Source organism: Pseudomonas sp. FYR_2 (genome assembly GCF_043106425.1).
Taxonomy (GTDB): Bacteria; Pseudomonadota; Gammaproteobacteria; order Pseudomonadales; family Pseudomonadaceae; genus Aquipseudomonas; species Aquipseudomonas monteilii.
Genome location: NZ_JBICMM010000048.1, coordinates 249,407 through 263,359 on the forward strand (window position 1 = coordinate 249,407; position 13,953 = coordinate 263,359).

Consider the following 13,953-nt stretch of genomic DNA (forward strand, 5'->3'; position numbering starts at 1 on the left):
TTCCCTTATTGCTGGTCGTTGTAGTGGAACTTGGGCATTTCCCAGTGAAAACGGATTGCCAGCAACCGCAGCAGGAACCCGCCAAACAAGGTCAGCAGCATCGCCTGCTCTGCCGGCACCTTGAAATACACACACCCCAGGTAGAACCACGCAGCCGCGAACGACACGCTGGCATAGAGCTCGCGCCGGAACACCAGCGGAATGTCGTTACAGAAGATATCCCGCAAGATCCCGCCAAATACTCCGGTGATCACCCCGCTGATCGACGCCACCAGCATGCCCTGCCCCATCTCCAGCGCGGTCATGCAGCCAATCAAGGTAAAGGCCACCAGCCCCAGGGCATCGAGCACCAGAAACAGCGAGCGCAGGCGGCGCATCATCGGCGCAATGAAGATGGTCAGCAGCGCCGCGAAGCTGGTCAGCACCAGGTATTCCGGGTGTTTCACCCAGGTCAGCGGGTAATGCCCGAGCAGCACGTCGCGCACCGAGCCGCCACCCAGGGCGGTGACGCAGGCGATCAGCACCACGCCGAACCAGTCCATGCCGCGGCGCCCGGCAGACAGCGCGCCAGTCATGGCTTCGGCAGTGATGGCGATGAGGTAGAGCATCAACAACATGGTGCGGGTCCGTGCGAGAAAGGCGCGCAGTCTAACCAGTTGCTCGAAGCACCAAAAGGGGTCGCAGATACAATATCTGCGCCGTTTCAGCTCACACCTTGATGAAGTGCTCGCGGTAGTGGCGCAGCTCGGCGATCGATTCGCGAATGTCGTCGAGCGCCAGATGGGTATTGCCCTTCTTGAAGCTGTCACGCACATTCGGCGCCCAGCGCGCGGCCAGCTCCTTCAGGGTGGAGACATCCAGGTTGCGGTAGTGGAAGTAGTTTTCCAGGTTGCGCATGTGGCGATAGAGGAAGCGGCGGTCCTGGCAGATGCTATTGCCGCAGATGGGCGACTTGCCCTTTGGCACCCACTGTTCGAGGAAGGCGATGGTCTGCGCCTCGGCTTCAGCCATGCTGACCTTGCTCTCGCGCACGCGCTGGGTCAGGCCCGAAGCACCGTGAGTGCGGATGTTCCATTCGTCCATACGCGCCAGCACTTCGTCACTGTGATGGATAGCGATCACCGGCCCTTCGGCCAGGGTGTTCAGCTCACTGTCGGTGACGATGGTGGCCATCTCGATGATGACGTCGCTGTCCGGATCCAGGCCGGTCATTTCCAGGTCGATCCAGATCAGGTTCTGTGGGTTTTGCATGCAGGTGCTCCTCGTATAGGCCGTCATAGTAGCCTAGTGGCCAGGGCGCGCCCATTCATTGCACAAAGGTAAGCGGAAAAGTCCAACGCCTGGCGTGCTAAACTGCCTGCCGTTTTCAATGCCCCTCACCGGGCCTCTCTCACGGTACCTTCATGGCCAAACGCCAGCTCAATCGCCGCCAGAACTGGCGGATCGAAAAAATCCAGGGCGAGCGCGCCGCTCGCGCCGCCAAACGCGAGCAGCACGTGCTGCAAGAACTGGAAGGCGGCGATTTGGGGCCTGAGCAACTGGGCCTGGTGATCGCGCACTTCGGTGTGCAGGTAGAGGTGGAAGCCCAGGACGGCGAATCCGCAGGCCAGGTGTTCCGCTGTCACCTGCGCGCCAACCTGCCAGCACTGGTCACCGGCGACCGCGTGGTATGGCGTGCGGGCAACCAGGGCATTGGCGTGATCGTGGCGCAGATGCCGCGCAGCACCGAGCTGTGCCGGCCGAACAATCACGGGCAGCTGAAGCCTGTGGCAGCCAACGTCGACCTGATCGTGATCGTGTTCGCCCCGGCCCCGGAGCCGCACCCGAACCTGATCGACCGCTACCTGGTCGCTGCCGAGCACGCGGGGCTGCGCCCGCTGCTACTGCTGAACAAGGCCGACCTGATCAACGACGAGAACGGCCCTGGCCTGCATGCGTTGCTGGAGGTTTACCGCGAACTGGGCTACCCGCTACTGGAAGTGTCGGCGCACCACGGTGACGGCATGCAGCGCCTGCAACAGCAGCTCGACGGCCACATCAGCGTATTCGTCGGCCAGTCGGGCGTGGGCAAGTCGTCGCTGGTCAACAGCCTGCTCCCAGACGCCGGCACCCGAGTCGGCGACCTGTCGGAATGGTCTGGCCAGGGCACCCACACCACTACCACGGCGCGGCTGTACCACTTCCCCAACGGCGGCGACCTGATCGACTCGCCGGGCATCCGCGAGTTCGGCCTTGGCCATGTCAGCCGCGACGATGTGGAAGATGGCTTCATCGAGTTCCGCGACCTGTTCGGCACCTGCCGCTTCCGCGACTGCAAGCATGACCGCGAACCGGGCTGTGCGCTGCTCAAGGCGCTGGACGAAGGGCGCATCAAGCCGCAGCGCATGAACAGCTACCGCTCGATCATCGCCAGCCTGACGGAAGACAGCTACTGACCTGTCCGCTCCCACAGGCTCTGCCCCAGGCTCAAGGGCTACGCGAATCCTGTGGGAGCGGGCGCGCCCGCTCCCACAAGTTACGCGCTGGCTTCAGCTACAACGCAATCCTTTAGGGATTACTGCTCCTTGGCGTCATCCATCTTCAGCGTGCCATCTTCAAAGATGTTCAGCTTCTGGCGCAGCTCACGCGGCTGCATCGGCGCTTGTTCGGTATCCCCCGGTGCAGCCGGCGCCGCAGCCCCTGGCGCAGCACCACTGGCGGGTGGTGCAGCAGGATCGGGGGCCGGCGCTTCCGGCGCACCCTGCTCACCCTCGATATTGCGCTGTGCCTTCTTGGTCAGCACGATGATGTCGATGCGGCGGTTGACCGGGTTGAACGGGTCCTTGCGGTCGAACAGCGACGACGAAGCGTAGCCCACCACCCGCGCCACCTGCCCGTCCGGGTAACCACCGGCCACCAGCGCACGGCGTGCGGCGTTGGCGCGGTTGGCCGACAGCTCCCAGTTGCCGAACTCGCCAGTGCCGGCATACGGCTTGGCATCGGTGTGACCACTGATGCTGATCTTGTTCGGCACCGCCTTGATGGTGTCGGCCATGGCCAGCAGGATATCTTCGAAGTACGGCTGCAGACGCGCGCTGCCGATGTCGAACATCGGCCGGTTCTCGGCATCCATGATCTGGATGCGCAGGCCATCCTGGGTGATCTCGAACAGGATCTGGTCCTTGAACTTCTGCAGTTGCGGGTTCTCTTCCACCTTGTTCTGCAGCTCTTGCAGCAGCAACTCCAGACGCTCACGCTCGACCTGCTCGGCCATGGTCTCGACCTGGTCTTTGTTCAGCTGGGTCGTGGTCTCGGGCACCGGCTCGGATTTGGCTTCCGGGTTGATGGTTTTTTCCGGTGCCAGCTCAGGCGAACCACCCAGGTCGATGACATAAGGCGTGCCGCTTTCCGAAAAGCCGATCGGGTCCTTGAAGTAGCCGGCGATGGCGATCTTCTGCTCCGGCGTGGCCGTGGACATCAACCACAGCACAAGGAAGAACGCCATCATTGCCGTAGCAAAGTCGGCAAAGGCGATTTTCCAGGCGCCACCGTGGTGGCCGCCGCCAAAGCGCTTGACGCGCTTGACGATGATGGGCTGATTGTTCTCCATGACTCAGCGACCGCGAACCGCTTGTTCCAGCTCGGAGAAGCTTGGGCGGTGCTTGGGGTAAAGCACCTTGCGCCCGAACTCGACCGCCAGCGAAGGTGGCATGCCCGAGGCCGACGCAACCAGAGAAGCCTTGATCGACTCGTAAAGGTTCAGCTCTTCCTTGGCATCGTGCTCCAGGCACTTGGCCAACGGGCCAAAGAAGCCGTACGCCGCCAGAATACCGAAGAAGGTACCGACCAGTGCCGCACCTACGTGCATGCCGATGGCTGCCTGGTCACCCTCGCCCAGCGAGGCCATGGTCACCACGATACCCAGTACCGCCGCAACGATACCGAAACCGGGCATGCCGTCTGCGATGCCGGTCACCGCATGGGAGGGGTGCTCCAGCTCTTCCTTCATGCTCAGCAGTTCCATGTCGAACAGGCCTTCAAGCTCGTGCGGAGCCATGTTGCCGGTGGACATGATGCGCAGGTAATCACAGACAAACGCTGTCATGCGCTCATCGGCCAGCACCGTCGGGTACTTGGCGAAGATCGGGCTGGCTGCTGCGTCCTCAATGTCGGCCTCGATGGCCATCATGCCTTCGCGACGGCTCTTGTTGAGGATCTCGTACACCAGGCCCAGCACCTCCAGGTAGTAGGCGTGGGTGAAGCGCGAGCCGAACATCTTCATCGACTTCTTGATGACGTGCATGGTCATGTGGCCAGGGTTAGCCTGCAGGAATGCACCAAAGGCCGCACCGCCGATGATCAGTACTTCGAACGGCTGGATCAGCGCCGCGATCTTGCCGTGGGAGAGCACGTACCCGCCGAGCACGCTCGCGAATACGACGATGATGCCGATAATTTTAGCCATAGGTTCAAAGCACTTGCTGTCGTGGTCAGGGGAAGAGACGGGAGCTTTAAAACTCTTCTTCTACTTATCGGCAGAACTGCGCCAGACTATAGCCACTCAATGCGAAAAGCCAGTTCGGACTGATGTCAAAATGCCAATTGAAACCAAGGTGCCCGCTCAGGCCCCACGTACGCTAGAGGCCTGGGTAAAGCTGCTAGAGAGTGTTCGCATCCCCGTGCCGAAGCACAGCTACGACCGGGTCATGGCCGCCATCAACGATAGCCGCCGCTCGCTGCGTGATATCGCCGAACTGATGCAGGATAGCCCGGCACTGGTGCTGTCGGTGATGCGCGAAGCCAATCACCCCACCAATGCCAGCCAGGCCGAACCCGCCGAAAGCCTGGAAGTGGCCCTTAATCGCCTGGGCCTGGCGCGCATCGAACAACTGCTCAAGCGCCTGCCCTCGGTGCCTGCGGAAGAAATCCCGCCCGTATTCAGCCAGTTCCAGTTGATCAGCCAGCACGCCTCGCAACAGGCCAGCGGCCTGTTCGCCAGCCGCCTGGCACGGCTGTGGCAGGAGATTCACTGGGGCAGCCTGCTGTTTCTGTCACCCCTCTGGCCACTGGCGTTGGCCTACCCCAAACTGCTAGACACCTGGGAGCTACGGGTTATCCACAAGGGCGAAGACGCCGCCCATGTCGAGGAAGAGCTGTTTGGCGTGCGGATCATGGCGCTGTGCCAGACCATGGCGGAGTACTGGCGCCTGCCGCAGTGGGTGACTCAGGGCTACCGCCTGTTGCTGGAAGAGCGCGAGCAGCTGGCTCAGGTGCTGAGTATCGCCCGCGACGAAGACCTGCTCAGCCAACAACACCGCCTGGACGCCGAGCCTGGCCTGCGCCGCTGGTTCAACCAACCGGCCAACACCGTGCTGCTGGCCAACAACCTGGCCCTGGCCGCACAAGTTGGCTGGGACAACCCGCACCTGCTGCGCTGGCAGTTGCTGACCGCGCTGTACCTGCAAACCTCGCTGGAAGATGTGCAGCAGCAAGTGCACCAACAGGCCGCCGCCAGTGCCCGCCGCCACGCCCGGCACGCGTTGTTCCACCCGGCGGAGGCGTTGATCTGGCCCTGGCACCAGCGCCGCCCGCACCCGGACATGCTCGCCCCCCCACCCCCCAGCAGCGACGACCTGGCGCGCTGGCGCAAGCTGTGCCAGCACCTGCTGGCCCAGCCTAGCCCGTTCACCAACACCGTGCACCTGGCCACCCAGGCCCTCGAAGCCCTGCAGGCCTGCGGCATGCAACGCATCCTGCTACTGAGCCTGGACAAAGCCAGCGACTACCTGCGCGTGCAGCAACTTGCCGGCCTGCCCAGGGAGGCTGGCGCCCTGACCCTCCAAGTGTCGCAGAACAAACTGCTGCAAAAGCTGTTGGCCCAGGCAGGGCAATTGCGCATCACCCCGGAAAACCACACCCAGTTCTCGGCACTGTTACCCGCCCCGCTGCGGGCGCTGTTCCGCAGCGAGCATGTGCTGCTACGCTCGCTGGCGGTGAACGACCAGGTGCTGATGCTGATGGTGGCCGACCAAGGCTGCCGGCCTTTGGCCGACATCAGCGTGCAGGCCTTCGGCAAGACCGCGCAATGTACCGAGCGGGCGCTGTCGGTGTTTGCCAACCGCAAGGGCTGAGCCTTGCGCTACAATCGCCCCTCTTTCCACACTGGAGACCGTGGATGACTGACTTTTCCGGCCTGCCCCTGGTGATCGAAGCCGCGGACCTGCTGCCACGCCTGGATTCGCCCCAGCTGATCCTGGTCGATCTGAGCAGCGCCAACCGCTATGTCAGCGGGCATATCCCCGGTGCACGCTTTGTCGAAGGCAAGCGTACCCAGCTTGGCCAGCCTCCTGCACCCGGCCTGCTGCCTACGCTGGGTGACCTGGAAAAACTGTTCAGCGAACTCGGCCACCGCAACGACGCCGTGTATGTGGTGTATGACGATGAAGGCGGCGGCTGGGCCGGGCGTTTCATCTGGCTGCTCGACGTGATCGGCCATAAGCATTACCACTATCTCAATGGCGGCATCCAGGCCTGGCCAGCAGACAAGCTGACCACCGAAGTGCCCGCCAGCGGCAACCATCCGGTGCACCTGCGTATCGACAACGCGCCCACCGCCACCCGCGAGTACCTGCAAAGCCGCCTGGGCGCCGATGACCTGGTCATCTGGGACGCGCGCGGCCCGCAGGAATTCAACGGCGAGAAAGTGCTGGCAGCCAAGGGTGGCCATATCCCCGGCGCGATCAACTTCGAGTGGACCGCAGGCATGGATCTGAACGACCACCTGCGCATTCGCAAGGACATCAAAGCAGTCCTCGAGCAACTGGGCATCACCCCTGACAAGGAAGTGATCACCCACTGCCAGACCCATCGCCGCTCCGGTTTCACTTATCTGGTGGCCAAGGCCCTCGGCTACCCACGCGTCAAGGCCTATGCCGGCTCGTGGAGCGAATGGGGCAACCACCCGGACACGCCTGTAGAAGTTTAAGGAACCTGCATGAAATCCCGTCTGTTCATCATCAGCCAGTACCTGCTGCCGCACCACCTGCTGTCGCGGTTGGCCGGCTGCGTTGCCGAGTGCCGCGCGCGCTGGTTCAAAAACGCCTTTACCGCCTGGTTCGCCAAGCGCTACCAGGTGAACATGTCCGAGGCCCTGGTCGAGGACTTGAGCGCCTACGAGCACTTCAATGCATTCTTCACCCGCGCCCTGAAGCCAGGTGCCCGCCCACTGGACGAAACCCCGGGCGCAATCCTGTGCCCCGCCGACGGCGCCGTCAGCCAGCTCGGCCCGATCGAGCACGGTCGCATCTTCCAGGCCAAGGGCCACGGTTTCAGCGCGCAAGAGCTGCTGGGCGGCGATCCGGCCATGGCCGCGCCGTTCATGGGCGGCGAGTTCGCCACCATCTACCTGTCGCCCAAGGATTACCACCGCGTGCACATGCCGCTGGCCGGTACCCTGCGCGAAATGGTCTACGTGCCGGGCCGCCTGTTCTCGGTCAACCAGACCACCGCAGAGAACGTTCCCGAGCTGTTCGCCCGCAACGAGCGCGTGGTCTGCCTGTTCGACACCGAACGCGGGCCGATGGCCGTGGTGTTGGTGGGTGCAATGATCGTGGCCTCGATCGAGACCGTGTGGGCCGGGCTGGTGACGCCGCCCAAGCGTGAGCTGAAGACTTTCCGTTACGACGAAGCCAGTCGTGCGCCGATCCACCTGGAGAAAGGTGCCGAGCTGGGCCGCTTCAAGCTGGGCTCGACCGCCATCGTGCTGTTCGGGCCAGAGCAGGTGAAATGGGCTGAAAATCTGGGCGCTGGTTCCGCAGTGCGCATGGGGCAGCTGTTGGCAGAGCCTGCACAGGCTTGATTCAGCCGCATGAAAAAGGCCCTGCATGAGCAAGGCCTTTTTTTGGGGGCTTTGCAGCCCCAGACACCCAGGTCAACCGCGGGCTTCGCGGTCGCGCAGGCCCAGCAGGTACAGCACACCATCCAGCCCCAGGGTGGAAATGGCCTGCTTGGCCGACTGGCGCACCAGCGGCTTGGCGCGGAACGCCACGCCCAACCCGGCCAGCGACAGCATCGGCAGGTCGTTGGCACCGTCACCCACGGCAATGGTCTGCTCCAGCTGCAAACCTTCTTCACTGGCCAGCTTCTGCAACAGCTCGGCCTTGCGCTGGGCATCGACGATCGGCTCGACCGCCACGCCGGTCACCTTGCCGTCGACCACTTCCAGCTCGTTCGCAAATACGTAGTCGATACCCAGACGCGCCTGCACCTGGCGGGCAAAGTAGGTAAAGCCGCCCGACAGGATCGCCGTCTTGTAACCCAGGCGCTTGAGTTCGGCGAACAGGTTTTCGGCGCCCTCGGTCAGGCGCAGCGAAGCCCCGATTTCGTCCAGCACGCCCACATCCAGGCCCTTGAGCAGCGCCATGCGCTCCTTGAAGCTGGCGCGGAAGTCCAGCTCGCCGCGCATGGCACGCTCGGTGATGGCCGCCACCTGCTCACCCACGCCGGCCGCCTTAGCCAATTCATCAATGACTTCGGCCTCGATCAGTGTGGAGTCCATGTCGAACACCGCCAGACGGCGGTTGCGACGGAACAGGTCGTCCTTCTGGAAGGCGATGTCGACGCTCAGCGCTTCAGCCAGGGCGAAGAAGTCAGCCCGCAGGGCCTGGGCGTCGCTCGGCACGCCGCGCACGGAAATCTCGATGGCCGCCTTGCCCTTTTTGGTTTCGGCGTCCAGCGCTACCCGGGCCGACAGGCGTTCGATGCGCTCGATAGTCAGGCCGTATTGGCTGATCACCGCACTCACACGCTGCAATTGCTCGGGGGTGATCTTGCGGCTGAGCAGGGTCACGATGTGGCGCGCTTCACCCTGGCCGTCGGCCCAGTGCTGGTAGTCCGCCTCGGAAATCGGCGTGTAGCGGGCCTGCAAGTTCAGCTCGTGAGCCTTGGCCTGCACGCTTTGCAGCAGCGCGGTAGCCACTTCGTTGTCCGGGATATCGACCAGAATGCCGAACGACAAGGTGCCGTGCATGACCGCCAGGCCGATGTCGAGGATGCTCACACCGCCCTGCAGCAGGACGCCGGTGATAGCCGCAGTGAGACCGGGACGGTCCTCACCGGTGATGTTGATCAGGACGATTTCGCGCACAACCTGGCTCCGACTTCGATGAAAAATGCGCATTCTACCGATTTTCCGTGACCATCGGGCGCCAACGATACTTTGCCGACAAAACCCGGGTCGCTATACTCCCCCCACTTTCATGCCATTAAGAGCCGAGCTCAGTGAACCGGCCCACGCCCGTCAAACCAGACAACTTCTTCCTGATGATCTATCGTGCCCTGAGTCAACGTCGCGTGCCGCTGGCACTGCGTATCGCCTGCACCAACATCTTCCTGGTGGCGCTGGCGCTGGTGATCTATGCCTGCGTCATGGGCCTGCAGTTCAAGCAGGCCATGCATCAGCAGGCCGACGCCTTGGGCCAGAGCCTGACCACCCAGACGGCCACGTCGGCAACCGAGCTGCTGGTGTCAAACGACATCCTCAGCCTCAACGTGCTGCTGGGTAACCTGGTGAAAAACCCGCTGGTGGCCCATGCGGCAATCTACAGTGTGGACAACCGCATCCTCGCCGAAGCCGGCCAGCGCCCGCGCAACAGCCTGCTGGGTGAGGCCGAGGGCTTGTACCAGACCAAGATCACCTTCCAGGACGTCACTGCCGGGCAACTGCGCATAAGCCTGGACATGAGCCAGTTCCAGCAGCCGATGCTGATCAGCCTGCAGAGCATGGGTATCCTGGCCGCCATCCTGCTGGTACTCGCGTTGACCCTGAGCCTGCGCCAGGGCCGTTTCATTACCCTGCCGCTGCTGCAGTTACGGGTATGGCTGCGCGACCCGCAACCCTACACCCCGGCCACCAACCGCCAGGACGAGATCGGCGATATCGCCCGCCAGCTGCATGCGCGCCTGGCCCCGCCGCCGCCGCCAGAGCCCGAGCTGGAGGAAGAGGACGACGCGCAATACGACGACCTGCACGAGCCTTCACCGGCCCCCAAGGCCGCACCACGCGCCAGGGTTGCCGCGGTAGAAGACGAGGACGACGACGCCTTCGCCGGCCTGCTGGACGACGACAGTGCACCCAAGGCCGCTGCCGTGGTCGGGTCTGACGAACCGCAGTACAGCGCCGTCCTTGCCGTGCAACTGGGCTCGCAGGAGCAGTTGCGCCGTTTGCCACGCACACGCCTCACCGAGCTGACCGAACGCTACCGCGATTGCCTGGAGCACGCGGCTTCGCTCTACGACGGTGAAACCCACACGCTGAACGATGGCAGCACCCTGGTGCTGTTCCACAGCCGCGAGTGCGGCGAAGACTACCTGACCAATGCCATCTGCTGCGGCGAGCTGTTGCGCGCCCTGGGCCACGCCCTGCAGATTGAAGTGGCCGACAGCGGCATCACCCTGCAGCTACAGCTGGGCCTGGCCTTGGGCAACGACCTGCAAGGGTTGGAGATGGTGGACCTGCTGATGGCCGAAAAGGCCCAGGATGCCCTGGCACTGTCGCAACACAGCCGCAACCTGTTGCTGGTAGAGCGGCAGATCAGCGATGACGCGCTGATTCGCCAGCGTGCGCGTATTCGCCCGATTGCCAGCCCTGAGGGTGCCTGCTGCGTGGAGCGTTTGATGGAGCCTTATCCGTCGATGCTGGAGCGGCAGTTGGCGCGGATGCACGAGCGCAGGGCCTGATAGCGTCTCCCACAAAGTCCGCGTCAACCTTGCAGACATGAAAAAGCCCGCAAACATGCGGGCTTTTTTGTGGCTGGCGGCTTGATCAGAACCGATACACTTCCATATCGGTACGAATCGGCGAAGCCATCGGGATCTTGGACTTCTCCGGCGCCTTCTTCACTTGCACCGGCGCTGCGGGCTTTTTAGGCGACTCTTCGGCAATTGCCGGCTGGTTGGCCAGTGGCTTCACCGCCGTGCTCAGCTGTTCAGCCAGCTTCTGCAGCAGTTGGCCCTGGGCCTGCACCTGCGACGACTCGCTCCCCTCGTGCGGCTGCTCAAGGTGAACGATGCGGTTGTCACGCACATGGCCACGGCGGTCCAACAGGCGCCACTGAGCATCCAGGATTGCCGGCTGGTTTTTGCCCGAGTCCAGGCGGGTGATCGACAACAGCACTTGTACATCCGGGCTGAAACCAGCGGTTGCCGGGGCCAGCACCACGCGCTGGCTGTCCAGGCGCCAGGCAAGCTGACGCACCAGCAGCTGGTCGATATCCGACGAAAGGCTGCCCGCCCAGCGACCGTCGGTCGCCGCGCTCAGGCTGCCATCGGCCTGACGTTGCAGGAACGTCTCGCGCTGCAGGTAATCGGCCACCGATACCGGGCCGAGTACCACGGCCATGCCTGCACTTTGCGAAGGCTGGCCAGGATCACCACTGTCGAGCTGGTACAGGGCAACCGGCTGATGCATGGTGCACCCGCCAAGGCCCAGCAGGCCAGTCATCAACAGCGCAAATGGAAGGCGCAGAAATTTCATCATCCCATCCAGGCGGTCGCCTACAGGCAGACCGCAGTGATACATAGAGATTCAAACGGGCACACGACTACGTCGGCACCGCAAGGGCCATATCATCCGCGAAATAATCGTCCGACTCCAGCATTTCTGCCCGGAACGGCGCTGAAATTGCCGTTCCAGACATTTCTACCGGTTAAGCCGGTACTTCCACCTGCAACCCATCGACGCGCTGGAAGCCGCGCGGCAGCTTGCTGCCCCGCCGTCCGCGCTCGCCCTTGTAATGCTCCAGGTCGTCCGCTTTCAGAGATAGGGTACGCTTGCCGGCTTGCAATACAAGGGTTGCACCTTCGGGGATCACCGCCAGATCGGTGACAAATTCTTCACGGCTGGCCACCCGGTCGCCCGGCACGCCAATGATCTTGTTGCCCTTGCCTTTACCCAGCTGTGGCAAGTCACTGACCTTGAATACCAACAACCGGCCCTCGGTGGTGACTGCCGCCAGCCAGTCCTGCTCGCGGTCGGCCACCGGGCGCGGGGTCATGACCTTGGCGCCGTTGGGCAGGCTGAGCAGGCCCTTGCCGGCCTTGTTCTTGGCCTGCAGGTCTTCGCCCTTGACCACAAAGCCGTAACCGGCATCCGATGCCACCACATACAGTGCATCGTCATCCGGCAGCAGCACGCATTCGAAGGTCGCACCCGGTGGCGGCGTCAGGCGGCCCGTCAACGGCTCGCCCTGGCCACGCGCCGATGGCAGGCTGTGAGCGGCCAGCGAGTAGCTGCGGCCGGTGGAGTCGATGAGCACGGCAAACTGGTTGGAACGCCCGGCCGCAGCGGCCTTGAAGCCGTCGCCGGCCTTGTAGGAAAGGCCTGTAGCGTCGATATCGTGGCCTTTGGCACAACGCACCCAGCCCTTCTCCGACAGCACCACGGTAACCGGCTCGGTCGGCATCAGTTCGTTTTCCGACAGCGCCTTGGCTTCGGCGCGCTCGACAATCGGCGAGCGGCGGTCGTCGCCGTAGGTTTCGGCATCCTTGATCAGTTCGCTACGCACCAGCTTGCGCAGTTTGGCCTCGCTACCCAGCAAGGCCTGCAGCTTGGCTTGCTCCTTCAGCAACTCGTCCTGCTCGCCGCGGATCTTCATCTCTTCAAGGCGTGCCAGCTGCCGCAGGCGGGTCTCGAGGATGTAGTCAGCCTGAATCTCGGTGAGCTCGAAGCGTTCGATCAGCGCCTGCTTGGGGTGCTCCTCGGTACGGATGATATGGATCACTTCATCCAGGTTGAGGAACGCGGTGAGCAAACCGTCCAACAGGTGCAGACGCTTCTCGACCTTGTCCAGGCGGTGCTGCAAGCGGCGGCGAACCGTGTTGGTACGGAACTCCAGCCACTCCACCAGGATGGCACGCAGGTTCTTCAACTGCGGCCGACCGTCGAGGCCGATGATGTTCACGTTCACCCGGTAGCTGCTTTCCAGGTCGGTGGTGGCGAACAGGTGCTGCATCAGTTCGTCGGCATCCACGCGGTTGGAACGCGGGATGATGACGATGCGGCACGGGTTTTCGTGGTCCGACTCGTCACGCAGGTCGGCGACCATCGGCAGCTTCTTGGCCTGCATCTGCGCGGCGATCTGCTCCAGCACCTTGGCCCCGGAAACCTGATGCGGCAGCGCGGTGACGACGATATCGCCATCTTCGACGCGGTACACGGCACGCATGCGGATCGAGCCACGGCCGCTCTCGTACATTTTGAGGATTTCCGCCCGAGGCGTGACAATCTCGGCCTCTGTCGGGTAGTCCGGCCCCTGGATGTGCTCGCACAGCTGCTCGATGGTGGCCTTTGGCTCGTCGAGCAGGCGCACACAGGCGCTGGCCACTTCACGCAGGTTGTGCGGCGGTACGTCGGTGGCCATGCCCACGGCGATACCGGTGGTGCCGTTGAGCAGGATGTTGGGCAGGCGCGCGGGCAGCACGGCCGGCTCCTGCAGGGTGCCGTCAAAGTTCGGCACCCAGTCGACGGTGCCCTGGCCGACTTCGCTCAGCAGCACTTCGGCGTAGCGCGACAAGCGCGCCTCGGTGTAACGCATGGCGGCGAACGACTTCGGATCGTCCGGCGCACCCCAGTTGCCCTGGCCGTCGACCAGGGTGTAGCGGTAGCTGAACGGCTGCGCCATCAGCACCATGGCCTCGTAGCAGGCCGAGTCGCCGTGGGGGTGGAACTTACCGAGCACGTCACCGACGGTACGCGCCGATTTCTTGTGCTTGGCATCGGCATCGAGCCCCAACTCGCTCATGGCGTAGACGATGCGTCGCTGCACCGGCTTCAAGCCGTCGCCGATGTGCGGCAAGGCGCGGTCCATGATCACGTACATGGAATAGTTGAGGTAGGCCTGTTCGGTGAAGTCAGCCAGCGAGCGGCGTTCTACGCCGTCCAGGCTGAGTTCCAGTGAGTCGCTCATGCGGGCCTCG

At 63.4% G+C, this 13,953-nt stretch carries 12 protein-coding genes; 5 read left to right on the forward strand and 7 right to left on the reverse strand.

Annotated elements, in window-relative coordinates; all coding sequences use genetic code 11:
- Positions 1 to 5: 5 nt before the first annotated feature.
- Both ACF8R4_RS22080 and orn read right to left on the reverse strand, forming a co-directional pair.
- On the reverse strand, positions 6 to 617 hold the full coding sequence (locus ACF8R4_RS22080) for a trimeric intracellular cation channel family protein (RefSeq protein WP_020193322.1): 612 nt from the start codon (positions 615 to 617) through the stop codon (positions 6 to 8).
- Positions 618 to 708: 91 nt separating this feature from the next.
- Positions 709 to 1,251, reverse strand: coding sequence for an oligoribonuclease (orn, locus tag ACF8R4_RS22085; RefSeq protein ID WP_392493454.1), 543 nt, complete (start codon positions 1,249 to 1,251; stop codon positions 709 to 711).
- Positions 1,252 to 1,403: 152 nt separating this feature from the next.
- Between orn and rsgA the strand changes: the two genes are divergently transcribed.
- Positions 1,404 to 2,435: a small ribosomal subunit biogenesis GTPase RsgA gene (gene rsgA / locus ACF8R4_RS22090; protein WP_060500365.1), complete on the forward strand. Its 1,032-nt coding sequence runs from the start codon at positions 1,404 to 1,406 to the stop codon at positions 2,433 to 2,435.
- 119 nt (positions 2,436 to 2,554) lie between these two features.
- Here rsgA and motB read toward each other — a convergent pair whose 3' ends face one another.
- Complete coding sequence (gene motB / locus ACF8R4_RS22095; RefSeq protein ID WP_060500363.1) at positions 2,555 to 3,589, reverse strand: flagellar motor protein MotB; 1,035 nt, start codon at positions 3,587 to 3,589, stop codon at positions 2,555 to 2,557.
- Positions 3,590 to 3,592: 3 nt separating this feature from the next.
- On the reverse strand, positions 3,593 to 4,444 hold the full coding sequence (motA, locus tag ACF8R4_RS22100) for a flagellar motor stator protein MotA (protein ID WP_016712329.1): 852 nt from the start codon (positions 4,442 to 4,444) through the stop codon (positions 3,593 to 3,595).
- Positions 4,445 to 4,574: 130 nt separating this feature from the next.
- Between motA and ACF8R4_RS22105 the strand changes: the two genes are divergently transcribed.
- Genes ACF8R4_RS22105 through asd form a run of 3 tightly spaced genes read left to right on the forward strand, consistent with a single transcriptional unit; the run spans position 4,575 to position 7,837 of the window.
- Complete coding sequence (locus tag ACF8R4_RS22105) at positions 4,575 to 6,110, forward strand: HDOD domain-containing protein (protein WP_392493457.1); 1,536 nt, start codon at positions 4,575 to 4,577, stop codon at positions 6,108 to 6,110.
- A 44-nt stretch (positions 6,111 to 6,154) separates the two neighbouring features.
- Positions 6,155 to 6,964, forward strand: coding sequence for a rhodanese-like domain-containing protein (locus ACF8R4_RS22110; RefSeq protein ID WP_060500359.1), 810 nt, complete (start codon positions 6,155 to 6,157; stop codon positions 6,962 to 6,964).
- 9 nt (positions 6,965 to 6,973) lie between these two features.
- Positions 6,974 to 7,837: an archaetidylserine decarboxylase gene (gene asd, locus ACF8R4_RS22115; RefSeq protein ID WP_016712332.1), complete on the forward strand. Its 864-nt coding sequence runs from the start codon at positions 6,974 to 6,976 to the stop codon at positions 7,835 to 7,837.
- 72 nt (positions 7,838 to 7,909) lie between these two features.
- Here the strand turns inward: asd and serB are convergent, their stop codons facing one another.
- A complete protein-coding gene (serB, locus tag ACF8R4_RS22120; protein WP_060500357.1) occupies positions 7,910 to 9,124 on the reverse strand; it encodes a phosphoserine phosphatase SerB in 1,215 nt (404 codons plus the stop codon).
- Positions 9,125 to 9,258: 134 nt separating this feature from the next.
- Between serB and ACF8R4_RS22125 the strand changes: the two genes are divergently transcribed.
- Positions 9,259 to 10,716 carry an AhpA/YtjB family protein gene (locus tag ACF8R4_RS22125; RefSeq protein WP_164525138.1) on the forward strand — a complete coding sequence of 486 codons (1,458 nt, stop codon included), beginning with the start codon at positions 9,259 to 9,261 and terminating at the stop codon, positions 10,714 to 10,716.
- Between the two features lie 85 nt (positions 10,717 to 10,801).
- Here ACF8R4_RS22125 and ACF8R4_RS22130 read toward each other — a convergent pair whose 3' ends face one another.
- Entirely contained in the window at positions 10,802 to 11,512 is a 711-nt protein-coding gene (locus ACF8R4_RS22130; RefSeq protein ID WP_060500352.1) for a membrane integrity-associated transporter subunit PqiC, read from the reverse strand.
- A 172-nt stretch (positions 11,513 to 11,684) separates the two neighbouring features.
- Positions 11,685 to 13,943 carry a DNA topoisomerase IV subunit A gene (gene parC / locus ACF8R4_RS22135; RefSeq protein WP_016712337.1) on the reverse strand — a complete coding sequence of 753 codons (2,259 nt, stop codon included), beginning with the start codon at positions 13,941 to 13,943 and terminating at the stop codon, positions 11,685 to 11,687.
- Positions 13,944 to 13,953: the final 10 nt, after the last annotated feature.